Genomic DNA, 14,958 nt, shown 5'->3' on the forward strand with positions numbered 1-14,958 from the left:
GCTACCTCGGTACCTCTGTCACCCCGCGATATCCCTTCGCGGCCGATGACCGCTCCTACGGATCCCCTCAGGGCGCAAAAAACCACACTGCACCCCACAAAAAATGCACCCCCGCCCCACATCCGCTAAAATGCCGCCCCGTTTTCCCGCAACCCGCCTGGATCGCCCCGTGAGCAAAGAGCCCGACCGCCTATTCGCCCAGCCCCTGAGCCAGGTCCCCGACTTCGCCTTCAACGAAGACGTGGTGCGCGTGTTCCCGGACATGATCAAACGCTCGGTGCCCGGTTACCCCACCATCGTGGAAAACCTCGGCGTGCTCGCGGCGCAATTCGCCCAGCCCAACACCACCCTCTACGACTTGGGCAGCTCGCTGGGCGCCGTCACCCAGGCCCTGCGCCGGCACGTGCGCACCGAAGGCTGCCAGGTGATCGCCATCGACAACTCCCAGGCCATGGTCGAGCGCTGCCGTGAATACCTCAACGCGCAGAACTCCATGTTCCAGGAACTGCTGCCGGTCACCGTCATCGAGGGCGACATCCTGGCCCTGGACTTCAAACCGGCGTCGGTGATCGCACTCAACTTCACCCTGCAGTTCATCCCCCCGGCCCAGCGCCTGGAACTGCTCACCCGCATCCACCAGGCCTTGGTGCCCGGCGGCGCACTGATCCTCTCGGAAAAGCTGCGCTTCGAAGACGACCAACAACACGACCTGCTCACCGACCTGCACATCGCCTTCAAACGCGCCAACGGCTACAGCGACCTGGAAATAGCGCAGAAACGCAGCGCCATCGAAAACGTCATGAAACCCGACAGCCTCGAAGAAAACCGCGATCGCCTGCTTGCCGCAGGCTTCAGCAAGGTCGTGCCCTGGTTCCAATGCCTCAACTTCGCCTCGATGATCGCCCTGCCATGATTGACCTGTCCCCGCTCGTCCGCCGCCTGGCCAACACCCCGCTGGCCAACTGGGCCAATGGCCTGCAAGCCCAGCTCGACACCAAGATGGAAAAAGGTCACGGCGACCTGCAACGCTGGCAGAGCGCCCTCGATGCCCTGCCCCCGGTCACCGCCTGCGACATCGACCTGGTCAACGGCCTGCGCCTGGACTGCGCAGACAACGCCGCCACCCACGACCAGATGCGCGCTGCCCTGATGGGCCTGTCACCCTGGCGCAAAGGCCCGTTCGACCTGTTCGGCGTCCACGTTGACACCGAATGGCGCTCGGACTGGAAATGGGAGCGCGTCGCCCCGCACCTCGACCTGCGCGGCAAACGGGTCCTCGACGTCGGCTGCGGCAACGGCTACTACCAATGGCGCATGCTCGGGGCCGGCGCAGACACCGTCATCGGCGTCGACCCCAACTGGCTGTTCTTCTGCCAGTTCCAGGCGGTGCAGCGTTACCTGCCCGACCTGCCCGCCTGGCACCTGCCCTTCGCCCTCGAAGACCTGCCCGCCGGCCTCGAAGGTTTCGACACGGTGTTTTCCATGGGTGTGTTCTACCACCGCCGCTCTCCCATCGAGCACCTGCTGGCGCTCAAGGACTGCCTGGTCAAAGGCGGCGAACTGGTCCTGGAAACCCTGGTCGTTCCCGGCGACGTGCATCAGGTCCTGGTGCCCGAAGACCGCTACGCGCAGATGCGCAACGTCTGGTTCCTCCCCTCCGTGCCCGCCCTGGAACTGTGGCTGCGCCGCGCCGGCTTCAGCGACGTGAAATGCGTGGACGTGAGCATCACCACGGTCGCCGAGCAGCGCGGCACCGAATGGATGAAGTTCCAGTCACTGAGCGACTTCCTCGATCCGAACGACCACAGCAAAACCGTCGAAGGCCTGCCCGCGCCGATGCGGGCGGTGATCACTGCCCGTAAATAAAGGTCCAGGCTGGAACAGGCGAATGAACGGTGAACAAACCCCGTCGCACTTGCCTCCCTGCCGCTCATCGACTCCTTCACAGAACCACAAAAAAATCCTGAAGGGTTGCATTTCGCGGAAGGCAGGCAGGGCAAGGACTTGAGCCCACCCATGGGAAAATCTGGCTATTTTCTGAACAGCCAGTCGGGTTTCCAAGCCGAACTCAAGCCTATATCCTGTGTCCACTTCTTACGAAAACCACCACATAGGCGATTTTCGTAAGGTTGCGGCTGTTACTGCCTACACACCGGCAGTGAACGCAACAGTCCTGAGAAATACGAGTTTCGACCGATTTTTTTGTGTCCGCACGTGAACACGAGCAAGCAAAAAACCCTATAATCGCCGCCCACTTCAAGGACCTGAGACATGACCCATCGCGACATCGAAGCCGGCACGAGTCCATCGACCGAAGCCCGACCGCGAAGCGAGTCCCTCAGCGCGTTCCGACCGGATCGTTGATAGCCCACGCTGTGGCACCACGCTGAAAAAGCCTGGACCCGGCGCCGCAACACGCACGTAACGCCAGGTTGCACCACGCAACCCCGGCAATCAGATTTCCAAATTCATCAGCCGCCACGAGCGGCCTCGAGCAGGAGCCTCCCCCATGCTGAGCTGGGACGAATTCGACAAAGAAGACGCAGCCGAACCCGCCAAAGGCGCCAACGCCGGCCACGCCAGCGAAGCTGCCATGGACAAACTCGACAGCGCCGGCGGTGCCGCCGCCCAGGAAGCCCGCGCCGCCCACGCCAGCGACTCCGCCGCCGTAGCCCGCGCCAAGGCCGCCCTGAACAAACTCGATATCGCCGAAGGCCTGGCCGAGCTCGAAGGCTCCGCCGCCCGCGTCGCCGTCGACGAGAAGCGCATGATCAACTGCCGCGCCGACCTCAACCAACTTGTCCCCTTCAAGTACGACTGGGCCTGGCAGAAGTACCTGGATGGCTGCGCAAACCACTGGATGCCGCAAGAAGTCAACATGAACGCCGACATCGCCCTCTGGAAAAATCCGGAAGGCCTGACCGACGACGAACGCCGCATCGTCATGCGTAACCTGGGCTTCTTCAGCACCGCCGACTCCCTGGTCGCCAACAATCTGGCCCTGGCCGTGTACCGCCTGATCACCAACCCGGAGTGCCGCCAGTACATCCTGCGCCAGGCCTTCGAAGAAGCGATCCACACCCACGCCTACCAGTACTGCATCGAATCCCTAGGCATGGACGAAGGCGAAATCTTCAACATGTACCACGAGATCCCATCGGTCGCTAAAAAAGCCGCCTGGGGCCTCAAGTACACCCGCGCAATCTCCGACCCGGAATTCAACACCGGCACCGTCGAAACCGACAAAGAGCTGCTGCGCAACCTGATCGGCTACTACTGCGTACTCGAAGGCATCTTCTTCTACTGCGGCTTCACCCAGATACTCTCCATGGGCCGCCGCAACAAGATGACCGGCGTCGCCGAACAGTTCCAATACATCCTGCGCGACGAATCCATGCACCTGAACTTCGGCATCGACGTGATCAACCAGATCAAGATCGAAAACCCACACCTGTGGGACGCCGAACTCAAGGAAGAAGCCTCGCAGATGATCCTGCAAGGCACCCAGCTGGAAATCGAATACGCCCGCGACACCATGCCTCGCGGCGTACTGGGCATGAACGCAGCGATGATGGAGGACTACCTCAAGTTCATCGCCAACCGTCGCTTGTCGCAGATTGGCTTGAAAGAAGAATACCCAGGCACCACGAACCCGTTCCCATGGATGAGCGAGATCATGGACTTGAAGAAGGAGAAGAACTTCTTCGAGACGCGGGTTATTGAGTATCAGACGGGTGGGGCGTTGAGCTGGGATTGAATTTAGGAAAGTCGATAAGGCAGAAACGCCTTATCGACCTTCAAACGATCTAGAGCTGATACAGCTGTTGATTCGTGATCGTAACCCAGCCCAGGAACCGATTCGGGAAATCATGCCCTTCGCAACCCCCAACGGGCATACAAGGCAAACAACACGATCAATGCAGCCACCAAACCACTGGTCACCGCTACCCCTCCACTGAAAGCAGTATTCGCTGCCTCAGCTAACACCGCTCCTGCTTCAGCAGGTAAATCCTGCGCAAGTGAATGAGCACCACCCAACGTCGCTGCAATAGCCCCATCCTCAATCCCCTCGGGCAACGCCAGATCCAACCGATACCCTGCAGCCACGGCGCCTCCCACCAAGCTCGTCCCCAACACCACCCCGACCTCATACGCCGTCTCACTTACAGACGACGCACTGCCTGCCTTGTCAGCCGGCACGGCGCTCAGAACAAGGTCGTTGGAAACGCTGGTAATTGCCGCAACTGCGGCATTCAGCAACACAAAAGCCACACCCACAATCAGTGCGGTCGCAGTGAACAACGCCATGACTGCAAACGCCCCCGCCACTACATACAAACAAGCGGGTATCACCACATTCGGCGCCACCCGTTGCGCGATCGGCACAATGGCGAGTCCTGCGGCCACGGCACAGACTTGACCGGGCACCAATATCAAGCTGGCAGCGATGGGCGATAGACCCAGAACCAGTTGCAACAGTTGGGTAGCGAAAAAGAGAAACCCGATCAGCGCCCCCAGGCTGACGAGATTGACCGTGATCGACACGCTGAAGGTGCTCGATTCAAACAGCTCCAGATCGAGCAAGGGCTCTTCCAGCCGCCTCTGGCGTTGGACAAAGGCGATGCCTGTCCCAAGACCTACCACCATACCTACAATGGCATAGGCATCTACTCCTACCGTGGCTAAATGCTTGAGCGAAAGCATCACGCCTGTCATGGCACCTAGACTCAGCAGGATGCTCACATAATCGATCGACAACCCGGCCTGCCTTGGGGACTCTGGGATCATGGGTGAAAGCAGCAACATCGGCAGCAGAAACGGCACTGCAACCAGAAACACCGACTGCCAACTGAAGAACTGGAGCAGCACGCCACCGAGCAGTGGACCGGCAGCCGCTCCCAATGTCAGGCAGGTTGCCCAAGCCGCCACGGCGATACGCCTCTCCTCCCGGTCATCGAAGACGGTCCGGATCAGGGCAAGCGTGGCAGGCAGGATCATTGCGCCGAACAACCCCAGAACTGCCCGACCTGCGATCAGGTGCCAAGCCTGCCTAGAGAAGACGATAGCAATCGAAATAATCGCGAAACCTGTGCACCCCACACACAGCAGGCGACGGTAGCCTACGCGATCGCCCAGAGTACCCATGGTGATCAAAAGGCCTGCCAGCACCAGCGAGTAGGCGTCGATTACCCATAGCTGTTCGGCAGCCGAAGGGCCAAGGGCAACTGCGATTTTGGGAAGAGCGAAGTTGAGGATGGTGTTGTCCAGGGTGACGAGCAACACAGGTAAAAGGATCATCAACAGTCCAGCGAGTTTGAAGCGATTGGTGATGATGGACCACAGCGGGCCTGGAGCTTGGGACATTGATCGGTTCTCCCTGAACGTCAAAGTATCGGGCGCAGGCTTCGCCATTGAGTTAGGCGTAAATTGGCCGACGCAGTGATGCGGTTTGATTTCACACCATCCTTGGTGTGGGGAGGTCGAACTTACTGACAGATCACGGGGGTCGCAACTGTTTGCCTATCAAGTTTGTGTCAAGATTTACGGCGGCTGCTCAGCACGCAGTTGGCAAACGACCGGCTTGGCGAGATCTTTTACATATCGCCAGACGCCGTAGAGCGCCTTGGCAAAATGCTTGTGACTTGGGAGTGCTTCATCTTCACACGACTCATACGGACTCATTCGTACGGATGACTCCGAGTCCATAACAGCTTGAAGCAGTAAATCCCTCTACTGACGGTGGATTGCAGCGTAGGTGGCTCAGCTTAAACGAGCGCTACAGCTCAGCGTATCGGCGCCGAACTAAACCGCCCCTCCCCCAACGACCGTGCATCATTCCCCCTGTCATCCCGCGCATCCAGGTCCGCCCCCTTCGCCGCCAACGCCTCGAGAATATCCTTGCGCTGAAACAGCGCCGCATACATCGCCGCCGTCTGCCCCGAGTTGTTTCGCTCATCCGTCGCGCAGTCTGCCTTGAGCAATCGATGGGCGATGCTCACTTCACCCTTGAAGATGGCCCCCATCAGCGCAGTGTTGCCACGCTTATCCTGGCTACACGGATTCGCCCCGGCCGCCAGCAACTGCTCCACAGCCGCCGTCTGGCCGTGATAAGCCGCCAGAATCAATGCGGTGTAGCCACTTTCATCGCGGGTGTCCAAGTCATAATGCGCTTCGATGAACGCGCCCAAACGGTCGGTGCTGCCCGAACGTGCGGCGTCGAAGTACAGTTCACGAAGTTGCTGGCGGGTATCGGGGGGCGGTGTGTCATCGGCCAAGGCAGCTGTTGAAAGCATCATCGCCGAGCAGATCCAGGGAATGAAATATCGCATGAGATTTTGCTCCTGTAGATCACCGACCGTTGTTACACGGCCGGTGATCGGATGCATCAGTCCTGAAGCTTGGCGGCCAACTGTTTGACCTTCTCCAAGTCGCCATTGGCAACTTTGGTCACGCCTGTGCCGTAGGCCGGATCGGCTTTGTACAGATACGACAGCATGATGTTTTTGCTTTCGGTATCCGTGTCAGCCAAAGAACCGCCGAAGCTGTTGATCAGGTCCTGCTGCTCCTTGGGCGAATAGGAGCGGTACAAGTCGCCTGCCTGTTTGAAGTTCTGCTCGCGCTGAATCTTCGCCTGCTGGGTAGTACCGCTCAAAGCCGTTTGGCTGTAACGCGCGCTGTCGTCGCTCGGGCGCGGCGCAAGACGGCTCGGTTCGTAGTTCACCCCACCGGTGGTATGTCCGCTGTTCAAGGCGCCATCTTGGTTGCCGTTGTTGACGGTGACGCGCGGACGGTTGATCGGCAAACTCATGCCGTTGGCGCCCAGGCGATACATCTGGGTATCGGCGTACGAGAACACACGGCCTTGCAGGAGACGGTCTTCCGATGGTTCGATCCCCGGTACCACGTTGGATGGTGCCATGGCGACCTGTTCGGTCTCCTGGAAGAAGTTGTCGACGTTCTTGTTCAGTACCATCTGCCCGATCTTCTGCTCCGGTACGTCAGGCCAGATCTTAGTCGCGTCGAGCGGGTCGAATGCGAACTTGGCCAGGTCTTCAGGTTTGAGTACCTGGATATACAAGTCCCACTTTGGGAAATCACCCTTGTTGATTGCGGTGACCAGGTCGTGGGTCATGTGCGCATAATCTTTGCCCTGGGTTTGCACGACTTGTTCCGGGTCCAGATTCTTCAGACCTTGCAGGCTCTTCCAGTGAAACTTCACGTAGTGCACTTCGCCTTTGGCGTTGACGAACTTGTAGGCGTGCACGCCATTGCCGTCCATGAAGCGATAACCCGCAGGCGTGCCTTCGTTGGAATACAGCAGGGTGAGCGTACGCGTTGCTTCCGGAACATGGGAGAAGAAGTCGAAACGACGGGAGTCGTCGTCAAGGTTGGTGCGCGGGTCGGGTTTGAACGCATGCACCATGTCGGGAAATTTGATGGCGTCACGAATGAAGAAGGTCGGGAAGTTATTGCCGACCAGATCCCAGTTGCCGTCCGCCGTATAGAACTTGGTCGCGAAACCACGTGGGTCGCGCAGCGTTTCCGGCGAGTGGTTGCCGTGGACGACCGACGAGAAGCGCACGAACACCTGTGTATGGGTGCCTGGCGTAAACACCTTGGCCTTGGTCAACTCACTGATGTTGCTGGAAGCGACGAACTCGCCATGCACACCCGTACCACGGGCATGCACCACGCGCTCTGGAATGCGCTCGCGGTCGAAGCGCTGCAGCTTCTGCAACAACTGAACGTCCTGAAGCAGCGCCGGCCCGTTGGGTCCGGCGGTCTGTGAATTCTGGTTATCGCCAACGGCGGCGCCATTGTCGCGGGTCAAGGTATCGGCAAACGCGGACGACAAAGACATGCCGACGGCCAATGCAGTGACGGCATACCCTGATAAGGTTCTGATTTTCATAGTGAATCCCTCACGCTTCTTATGTTCTGGAGAAACCGCGAGGGTAACGGCAACCACTGGCGTGGCTAAATTGGAAGAGCCTATCAGGCTGATAGGCAAAGATGCCTACCGGTATTACTGGCTAGAATCCGCGCCTACCGACGCTCGCAACCCATCCTCCGGCACGAATATCCAACCCTCTGCCGGATCTATATCCGCCATCGGCTGAGCCAGCCATTGCGGTCTATGCTCGAAGGCCCAGGCCAGCAACGCGCACGTCAGCGCATCCTGTGCATCGATATGTTCAAGCCCCGCTACAAATATTCGCGGAACGCTCGCGCCGTCAACGTAGAAAGGCGCTCGCAAGGCCTCGATGCAGGCCGACCGCTTGCACGCCGAGGGATAGGCCTCGATCGCCCGAAGCATCCGCCCGTCCGTCCATACGCCACAGGCTTCCCGAATGGGCGCGAATCGCCCCAGCACATGCATGCCCTTGGTTGCCTGGCTGCCGATCATGTCCTTGATCGGCGACAGCGGATAGAGCCCTCGTTCGAACAGAAAATGTTCGGTACGCCGGTGCAGGTAGGGGTTGCTGGAAGACTCGCCAACAGTGGGCACGGCCATGCCACGGGTGATGAGGTCAATGAAAGGTCGGGAGAAGCCCAATGGAGTGTCGATGCCCATGAGCAGGCATGGCGCCTGATGAACTGCAGTGTCTATTGCACACAGTTTCAACAGCCCATGGACAAACTCTTCCGTGGAACTTGCTTCATTGATCGTCCGACGCAGATTGCCCCGCCAAGGCTTACCGACTAACCGGCGCTCAGCATCCAGAACGACCAGAGCATCGCGGCTAGCCGGGTTCCGGTCGCAATTCCAGCCGCCGACGTCCCAGCCCATGAATAGCGTGGAAGCGTTCGGTTCAATCATGGTGGCCACTCATGCAGGTAGAGAATAGATCTGACGCCTGTTCACAAACAACGGGACTGTTCCATTTATCCACGCTATCTGTATCTATCAATCCGATGTCAGCGGTTGTGTAATGCGCGACGGTGTTTTGCCCCTCTCAGAGCCTGCTTGGAAACATAAAGGACCCTATCATGCGAAAGGACTACATCGCATTCTTCGTCTCATTGTTCCTGTCACGCCTCGCGGACCAGATTCTATTGTTCATCGTTCCGCTGGTGGTCTTCCAGGCGACTCAGAGCGCAGCGTGGGCCGGCCTTGCGTTCTTTGTTGAATCGTTGCCCAGGTTTTTGGCGTTCCCTTTCTGTGGCGTATTGTGCGACCGCTTCTCACCCGTCCGAATCCTGCATATCAGCCAGATCTACCGGGTTTTACTCTGTGTGCTGGCCGTTATTCTGTCCCTGTTGTTCGGTGGCATCGCCTGGCTTGTGGTGTTGTCGGCGCTGTGTGGCATCCTGACAACTCAAGGCGTCATGGCTCGCGAAGTACTGATGCCACGCGTATTCCACCACTACAGCTACACCAAGACCCTCTCCTACTCGCAAATCGCCGACCAGACCGGTTTAGTCCTGGGCCCATTGGTCGCTGCATTAATGCTGGAAGTCTGGACCTGGCACTGGGTTGTGCTGTGTGTCGCTGGGGTATTTCTGCTGGCCGATGCAAGCATGCTGATCTGGCAACGGCTCAGTCAGATAGATATCGCGCCATTCGACCAGAATCAAGGCGCGTGGCTACAACCTTTTCGAGTGGCCATTGGGCATATCCGTACCACAGCGCAATTGCGCAAAATCATCACGTTGGCCGTTGGGGTGAACCTGATCGTCGGCGTGACGGCGGCTACGTCGGCGGCCATGGTGATCGGAAGTTTCAGCGAGCGCAAGGATAGCTACGCCTGGCTGCAGGCGGCGGGTGCCGTCGCTACCATCGCGATACTGGTACTGCTCGCGCGCGTCGTCATTCCCTTGAGGGTACTGGGTGGTGTGTCATACGTGCTGATCGCTGCAGGTGGGTTCATCTGCGCAATGACTCCGAACCTAGCAGGCTATGTATCAGGTTTTTTGTTGATCGCGGGCTTCGACAAGATGTTCAACGTCTACATGCGCAGCATTCGTCAGCGCGTCATTCCCCCTCAGGACTTCGGCAAGACGGTGGGGGTGATTACCCTGCTCAATAACCTGTCGCAGCCAGCGGCGGGCTTACTCGTCGCCCTCTTGGCCGCGCCCGTTGGTACGCAGAAGGTGATCCTGATACTGGCTATTCTGTCCACCGTACTGGGCGCAACGGCTCACTGGTGGCTGGCCCATGCCACCCAGTGCGCTTCGGAACAGAGAACTTACCGCTAAGGCACCTCCTACCCCTGCAAACGTGCCAACGCGGTTGTCCGGCAGCTTTCCAGAATCTCGTCAGCCAGCGCAGAGTCATCCGGACACGCTCTGGAGAGCATCAGTGCCCCGACCAGGTGCGCCAAGGCATTGATTCGCTCGGCCCGGGCGGTCTGCCGCGTGGCCTCGTCTACCTCGACCGAAGCAGGCGCCACACCGGCCAGGATCCGCTCCATCCCCTGCGCAAACACCGCCTTGATCTCTTCAGGCTGGCGCGCGGCATCGGCCGACAATGCCGCCAGGGTGCAGCCCTCACCAGGTGCATCGCGATGCTCGCGCGACAGGTAGCCCTCGATCAGCGCTGCACGTTCGGCCTGAGCCGTGCTGGCTTCCATCTGCGCGAAGCCACACGCCGCCGCCTCGCTCATGAGGTCTGCCTTGGAGCGGAAATGCTTGTAGAAACCGCCGTGAGTGAAGCCGGCCGCGGCCATCAGATCAGCCACGCTCACGCCATCGTAACCCCGCTCGCGAAACAGGGTGGAGGCGGTTTCAACGATGTGCGCACGGTTGGCCTGCGCCTGTGCCTTGCTGACTTTCATGTCGATGCCTGTGAGGTGAACAGTGAAGCCGAGTATACATTGATGTCGAATGACATCAAAATGCTTGACGGTTTAGATTTCGGTCATCATCATAAATCCGTCGCAGCGCAGTGCTGCCATCTAGCCGTCAGGAATTTCCTCTGATGAACACGCTCCCCACTGTAATGATCACCGGCGCCTCCACCGGCATCGGCGCCACCTACGCCGAACGTTTCGCCCGCCGCGGGCACGACCTGATCCTGGTCGCCCGCAACCGCGATCGCCTGGAACGACTGACCGCAAGATTGCGCGACGAAAGCGGTGTGAACATCAACCTCATGCAAGCGGACCTGACCCGCGCCGAAGACCTGGCTCAAGTGGAGAAGCGCCTGGCCGAAGATGCCAGCATCGGCGTCCTGATCAACAACGCCGGCGCAGGTCAGGCCGGCGGCTTCACCCAACAAAGCGCCAGCGCCCTCGACAGCCTGCTCGCGCTCAATGTGACCGCAGTGACACGCCTGGCAGCGGCCATCGCTCCACGTCTGGCGCAGGCGGGTCATGGCAGTATCGTCAACATTGGCTCGGTGATGGGTCTGGCTCCCGAGATGCAGATGACCGTGTACGGTGCCACCAAGGCGTTCGTGCTGTTCCTGTCCCAGGGCTTGCAAGCGGAACTGGGCCCCAAGGGCGTCTATGTACAAGCGGTGCTGCCCGCAACCACACGCACCGAGATCTGGCAGCATTCCGGGATCGATATCGCGACCTTGCCTGAAGTCATGGAAGTGGCCGATCTGGTGGACGCCGCCTTGGCAGGTTACGACCGTCGAGAGCTCGTCACCATCCCACCGCTGCATGTGGCCGAGCGCTGGACGGCACTCAATGATAGTCGTCATTTGCTGCTCGCGGATCTGCGCCAGGCAACGCCGGCCGAGCGCTATCTGACCTCTGCCACTGTTGGGCAATGAGTCATGAAAGCGTTCATCATCGATCGTTACGGTAAAAGCGTCGTCGGCCAGATAGCCGAAATGCCCGAGCCCACCCAGGCTGCTGGCGACGTCCTGGTGCAGGTGCATGCGGCCGGCGTCAATGCGCTGGACGTCAAGATTCGCAACGGCGAATTCAAGCTGATCCTGCCGTACACGCTACCCCTCGCATTGGGTAATGACGTCGCGGGCGTGGTGCTCGAAGTCGGAGTCAATGTCACCCGCTTCAAACCCGGCGACGAGGTGTATGCGCGGCCGCACCCGTCGCGTATCGGCACCTTCGCCGAACGCATTGCCATCGATCAATCGTATGTAGCCGCCAAGCCTGTGAACCTGACCATGGTCCAGGCAGCGTCTCTGCCCTTGGTGGCTTTGACCGCCTGGCAAGTCCTGGTCGAAACCGCCAAGGTCAAGCCGGGCCAGAAAGTCTTGATCCACGCAGGCTCAGGTGGCGTGGGTACGGTCGCCATTCAGTTGGCCAAACACTTGGGTGCCTACGTGGCCACTACCACCAGCACGGCCAATGTCGAGTGGTTGAAGGCCTTAGGCGCCGATCAGGTGATCGATTACAAAGCGCAGGATTTCGCCCGAGAGCTGCAAGACTACGACGTCGTACTCAACAGCTTGGGATCGGACGTATTGAGCGAGTCGGTGAAGGTCTTGAAGCCCGGCGGCCAGTTGATCTCCATCTCCGGCCCCCCGACCCTGGCGTTCGCCGCCAGCCAGGGCCTCGGCTGGCCCCTGAAGCAACTTATGCGGTTGTTGAGCTACCGCATCCGCAAACAGGTCAGTCAGCAGGGCTGCAGCTATGATTTCGTATTCATGCGCGCGGACGGCGAGCAACTCGCACACATCAGCCAGCTCGTGGAAAGCGGTGTCATCACCCCGGTGATCGACACGGTCTATCCCTTCGCGAACACTGCAGACGCACTGGCCCACGTCCGAAATGGTCGCGCAAAGGGGAAAGTGGTGATCCAGATGCAACCACCTGCATGAAATGTCGCAGCAGGTAAGGTCAGGCGTATGGAAGAAACAGCCATTACCGCTTAGTCTGAGCGTCGACGGCCTGCGTTATGAAATCACCTTGATCAGCGATGCTCACACTACGCAGTCCAAGCCACATGCCGATGCTGCGCAGATCATTGACCACCATAACGCGACCTTATCCAGCATCAAGAGCTTCGGTGTACGTATCCAGGCGCTGCAAACCGCAGCCGTCGACTTCAATACCTGAATAGAGAACACCCACACTCAAGAGGTCCGTACACTCAAATCGAGGGTACGGATGCACCGCACACCTGTTGCGCAAACCCTTCCCGGACTGGATGCCCGCTAGCGCGTTTATGGGTCAACAGGTAATGGTCCACCCTGGGGAATACCAGTTCGTCGCGCGCCATCACATTCAGAAATGCTCGATGATTGTCGTAGACGCCCCTGGGGACTACCGCCATGCCTATCCCCTGCTCGACACACGCCATGATGCCGCCCCAACTCCCACACACCACTGTTTCCACACCCTGCAACGACGCCTTGCACCAGGCCAGTGCCACCGCCTGGAAAGGGCACCCTTCAGGCCATGCCAGAAGCTTTCGGTTGTTCAGATCCAAGGGGCCCTGCTGCAACCACGCCTGTGGATGAACCAACACCGGCCGCTCACCTGCGATCTTATGACTAGTGAGCTTCGGATTGACCGGAGCAAACGCAACTATGGCAATATCCAGCCTCCCTTCCACAACGCTCTCTACAAGATCCGGACATGTACCCGTAGTGATCTCCAATACCACTTGGGGATACTCACGCGTGAACGCCGCAACTATGGCGGCCAGGCGGGTACTGACAAAAGAATCGATACCCCCCACTTTGAGCGTACCGCTGAGCTTTTGGGTGTCATCGAAACACGCCTGTGCTTCGGAAAATGCCTCCAGCACCTTTTCTGCATGAGTCAGCAGGTGCTTTCCAGCGGCGCTTAATTCGACGCCTTTGTCTCGTCTATTCAATAGACAGCATCCGAGCTCGGCCTCCAGGGCCTTCATGCGCGCTGTCACGTTCGAGGGTACGCAATGCACCGATTTGGCGGCCTTGACGATGCTTCCCGCTTTATAGATAGCGGTGAGCATCCTTAATTGCGAGATATCCATATACACCTCTGGTGAATCGCCGATTCATTTATTTTTAGTTGTGCGAGCCTCCTAGCCCATGGATTCTACTGCTACTGCCTAGTCAGCATCAAAAACCAAACGACAACTTCGAAGCACCAAGTTACAAACAAGGAGCTGCGCATGTCCGGTTATTATGAAGAGATCACCAAGCTCGCTACCTCTGTACATCAGCACGGCGCTTTGAATAACGCCTTTTATGAACGCTGGCTGGCCGCCCCGCTGTCTTTTGATCAACTGGCGCTGTTTGCGAAGAATTATTTGGTAAGAACTTCGCAGACTTCGACAATGCTTGCATTGTCGCTGGTACACACCGACAACCTCTGCGCCCGCGTCGAGATTGCGAAGAATCTGTACTCCGAATACGGCTACGGTCAACCGCAGAAAGCCCACATTCATTTGTTGGAGAATTTCCTGACCGATCTCCTGAGCAGAGTAGCGGTTGCTTACACGCCAGTGACAAAGCTGAGCGATGATCTGATCCTGCCAAGCACTCGCCAGTTCGTGGCTGAGCAGCAAGCCCTGTACACCCGCACGCCTGAGGAAAGTGGCTGTCAGCGCGCACTGGGCGCACTGTTGGCCCAGGAATGGCTCGCATTTTCCACGCTCACCCGCCTGTATGAGGGCGTACGGCACTACCAGCATCTCTACGCTTCCAACGACGAATTCCACGAGCATTGCGAGTACTTCTACGTCCATATCGGCAATGCCGAGAAGGAGCACAAGATACAGGCGATTCACACAGCCACTCTCGAGTGTCACGACGATGATGAGTTCGCAGCGCTGGCAGACGGTTTCTATGATTTCATGACACTAACGGAGCAGTACTGGAACGGCATCGCCCATGCCATGGGGTATCGCCCGAGCCAAGAGCAAGCACCCTCCACACTCAGGATCTGAAAATCAGCCAGAAAGACAAAACCCCTACCTGCTTGCGCAGATAGGGGTTTCGGAATTGAATCTTGACGATGACCTACTCTCACATGGGGAAACCCCACACTACCATCGGCGATGCATCGTTTCACTGCTGAGTTCGGGATGGGATCAGGTGGTTCCAATGCT

At 58.7% G+C, this 14,958-nt stretch carries 14 protein-coding genes and 1 rRNA gene; 8 read left to right on the forward strand and 7 right to left on the reverse strand.

Features of this window, described 5'->3' with window-relative positions:
• Positions 1 to 130: 130 nt before the first annotated feature.
• The 3 genes from cmoA (at position 131) to AC788_RS20355 (ending at position 3,757) form a co-directional block, all read left to right on the forward strand.
• A complete protein-coding gene (gene cmoA, locus AC788_RS20345; RefSeq protein WP_177327980.1) occupies positions 131 to 913 on the forward strand; it encodes a carboxy-S-adenosyl-L-methionine synthase CmoA in 783 nt (260 codons plus the stop codon).
• Positions 910 to 1,866, forward strand: a complete 957-nt coding sequence (gene cmoB, locus AC788_RS20350; RefSeq protein WP_049862347.1) for a tRNA 5-methoxyuridine(34)/uridine 5-oxyacetic acid(34) synthase CmoB — start codon at positions 910 to 912, stop codon at positions 1,864 to 1,866. Before cmoA ends, cmoB begins: the two co-directional genes overlap by 4 nt.
• Positions 1,867 to 2,509: 643 nt before the next feature.
• On the forward strand, positions 2,510 to 3,757 hold the full coding sequence (locus AC788_RS20355; RefSeq protein WP_043184931.1) for a ribonucleotide-diphosphate reductase subunit beta: 1,248 nt from the start codon (positions 2,510 to 2,512) through the stop codon (positions 3,755 to 3,757).
• Between the two features lie 110 nt (positions 3,758 to 3,867).
• Here the strand turns inward: AC788_RS20355 and AC788_RS20360 are convergent, their stop codons facing one another.
• From AC788_RS20360 to AC788_RS20375, 4 genes are all read right to left on the reverse strand, one after another.
• Positions 3,868 to 5,364, reverse strand: a complete 1,497-nt coding sequence (locus tag AC788_RS20360; protein ID WP_049862348.1) for an MFS transporter — start codon at positions 5,362 to 5,364, stop codon at positions 3,868 to 3,870.
• A gap of 419 nt (positions 5,365 to 5,783) precedes the next feature.
• Entirely contained in the window at positions 5,784 to 6,329 is a 546-nt protein-coding gene (locus AC788_RS20365; protein ID WP_049862349.1) for an ankyrin repeat domain-containing protein, read from the reverse strand.
• A 56-nt stretch (positions 6,330 to 6,385) separates the two neighbouring features.
• Positions 6,386 to 7,861: a catalase KatB gene (gene katB, locus AC788_RS20370; RefSeq protein ID WP_049862378.1), complete on the reverse strand. Its 1,476-nt coding sequence runs from the start codon at positions 7,859 to 7,861 to the stop codon at positions 6,386 to 6,388.
• A gap of 165 nt (positions 7,862 to 8,026) precedes the next feature.
• Complete coding sequence (locus AC788_RS20375) at positions 8,027 to 8,821, reverse strand: hypothetical protein (protein ID WP_049862350.1); 795 nt, start codon at positions 8,819 to 8,821, stop codon at positions 8,027 to 8,029.
• Positions 8,822 to 8,991: 170 nt separating this feature from the next.
• Between AC788_RS20375 and AC788_RS20380 the strand changes: the two genes are divergently transcribed.
• Complete coding sequence (locus AC788_RS20380) at positions 8,992 to 10,200, forward strand: MFS transporter (RefSeq protein WP_049862351.1); 1,209 nt, start codon at positions 8,992 to 8,994, stop codon at positions 10,198 to 10,200.
• A gap of 8 nt (positions 10,201 to 10,208) precedes the next feature.
• Here AC788_RS20380 and AC788_RS20385 read toward each other — a convergent pair whose 3' ends face one another.
• Complete coding sequence (locus tag AC788_RS20385) at positions 10,209 to 10,778, reverse strand: TetR/AcrR family transcriptional regulator (protein ID WP_049862352.1); 570 nt, start codon at positions 10,776 to 10,778, stop codon at positions 10,209 to 10,211.
• 143 nt (positions 10,779 to 10,921) lie between these two features.
• On the opposite strand from AC788_RS20385, the gene AC788_RS20390 reads away from it, so the two are divergent.
• Genes AC788_RS20390 through AC788_RS20400 form a run of 3 tightly spaced genes read left to right on the forward strand, consistent with a single transcriptional unit; the run spans position 10,922 to position 12,974 of the window.
• Positions 10,922 to 11,722 (forward strand): SDR family NAD(P)-dependent oxidoreductase, encoded by an 801-nt coding sequence (locus AC788_RS20390; protein ID WP_049862353.1) that lies wholly within the window; start codon positions 10,922 to 10,924, stop codon positions 11,720 to 11,722.
• A gap of 3 nt (positions 11,723 to 11,725) precedes the next feature.
• Positions 11,726 to 12,736, forward strand: a complete 1,011-nt coding sequence (locus AC788_RS20395) for an NADP-dependent oxidoreductase (RefSeq protein WP_049862354.1) — start codon at positions 11,726 to 11,728, stop codon at positions 12,734 to 12,736.
• A gap of 1 nt (position 12,737) precedes the next feature.
• Positions 12,738 to 12,974 (forward strand): hypothetical protein, encoded by a 237-nt coding sequence (locus AC788_RS20400; protein ID WP_049862355.1) that lies wholly within the window; start codon positions 12,738 to 12,740, stop codon positions 12,972 to 12,974.
• Positions 12,975 to 13,008: 34 nt separating this feature from the next.
• Here the strand turns inward: AC788_RS20400 and AC788_RS20405 are convergent, their stop codons facing one another.
• Positions 13,009 to 13,878 (reverse strand): LysR family transcriptional regulator, encoded by an 870-nt coding sequence (locus AC788_RS20405; RefSeq protein WP_049862356.1) that lies wholly within the window; start codon positions 13,876 to 13,878, stop codon positions 13,009 to 13,011.
• 141 nt (positions 13,879 to 14,019) lie between these two features.
• Here AC788_RS20405 and AC788_RS20410 point away from each other — a divergent pair, with 141 nt between their 5' ends.
• Positions 14,020 to 14,796, forward strand: coding sequence for an iron-containing redox enzyme family protein (locus tag AC788_RS20410; RefSeq protein ID WP_049862357.1), 777 nt, complete (start codon positions 14,020 to 14,022; stop codon positions 14,794 to 14,796).
• Positions 14,797 to 14,856: 60 nt separating this feature from the next.
• Here AC788_RS20410 and rrf read toward each other — a convergent pair.
• Positions 14,857 to 14,958, reverse strand: a 5S ribosomal RNA gene (gene rrf / locus AC788_RS20415); the annotation flags it as partial.

Origin of the sequence: Pseudomonas sp. RIT-PI-a (assembly GCF_001187875.1) — a bacterium.
GTDB classification, from domain to species: Bacteria; Pseudomonadota; Gammaproteobacteria; order Pseudomonadales; family Pseudomonadaceae; genus Aquipseudomonas; species Aquipseudomonas coleopterorum.

What these genes read in the sequence shown, in the direction of transcription:
- cmoA (WP_177327980.1), top strand. Translation starts at nt 131, where the DNA reads ATGCCGCCCCGTTTTCCCGCAACCCGCCTGGATCGCCCCGTGAGCAAA.
- cmoB (WP_049862347.1), top strand. Translation starts at nt 910, where the DNA reads ATGATTGACCTGTCCCCGCTCGTCCGCCGCCTGGCCAACACCCCGCTG.
- AC788_RS20355 (WP_043184931.1), top strand. Translation starts at nt 2,510, where the DNA reads ATGCTGAGCTGGGACGAATTCGACAAAGAAGACGCAGCCGAACCCGCC.
- AC788_RS20360 (WP_049862348.1), bottom strand. Translation starts at nt 5,364, where the DNA reads ATGTCCCAAGCTCCAGGCCCGCTGTGGTCCATCATCACCAATCGCTTC.
- AC788_RS20365 (WP_049862349.1), bottom strand. Translation starts at nt 6,329, where the DNA reads ATGCGATATTTCATTCCCTGGATCTGCTCGGCGATGATGCTTTCAACA.
- katB (WP_049862378.1), bottom strand. Translation starts at nt 7,861, where the DNA reads ATGTCTTTGTCGTCCGCGTTTGCCGATACCTTGACCCGCGACAATGGC.
- AC788_RS20375 (WP_049862350.1), bottom strand. Translation starts at nt 8,821, where the DNA reads ATGATTGAACCGAACGCTTCCACGCTATTCATGGGCTGGGACGTCGGC.
- AC788_RS20380 (WP_049862351.1), top strand. Translation starts at nt 8,992, where the DNA reads ATGCGAAAGGACTACATCGCATTCTTCGTCTCATTGTTCCTGTCACGC.
- AC788_RS20385 (WP_049862352.1), bottom strand. Translation starts at nt 10,778, where the DNA reads ATGAAAGTCAGCAAGGCACAGGCGCAGGCCAACCGTGCGCACATCGTT.
- AC788_RS20390 (WP_049862353.1), top strand. Translation starts at nt 10,922, where the DNA reads ATGAACACGCTCCCCACTGTAATGATCACCGGCGCCTCCACCGGCATC.
- AC788_RS20395 (WP_049862354.1), top strand. Translation starts at nt 11,726, where the DNA reads ATGAAAGCGTTCATCATCGATCGTTACGGTAAAAGCGTCGTCGGCCAG.
- AC788_RS20400 (WP_049862355.1), top strand. Translation starts at nt 12,738, where the DNA reads ATGTCGCAGCAGGTAAGGTCAGGCGTATGGAAGAAACAGCCATTACCG.
- AC788_RS20405 (WP_049862356.1), bottom strand. Translation starts at nt 13,878, where the DNA reads ATGGATATCTCGCAATTAAGGATGCTCACCGCTATCTATAAAGCGGGA.
- AC788_RS20410 (WP_049862357.1), top strand. Translation starts at nt 14,020, where the DNA reads ATGTCCGGTTATTATGAAGAGATCACCAAGCTCGCTACCTCTGTACAT.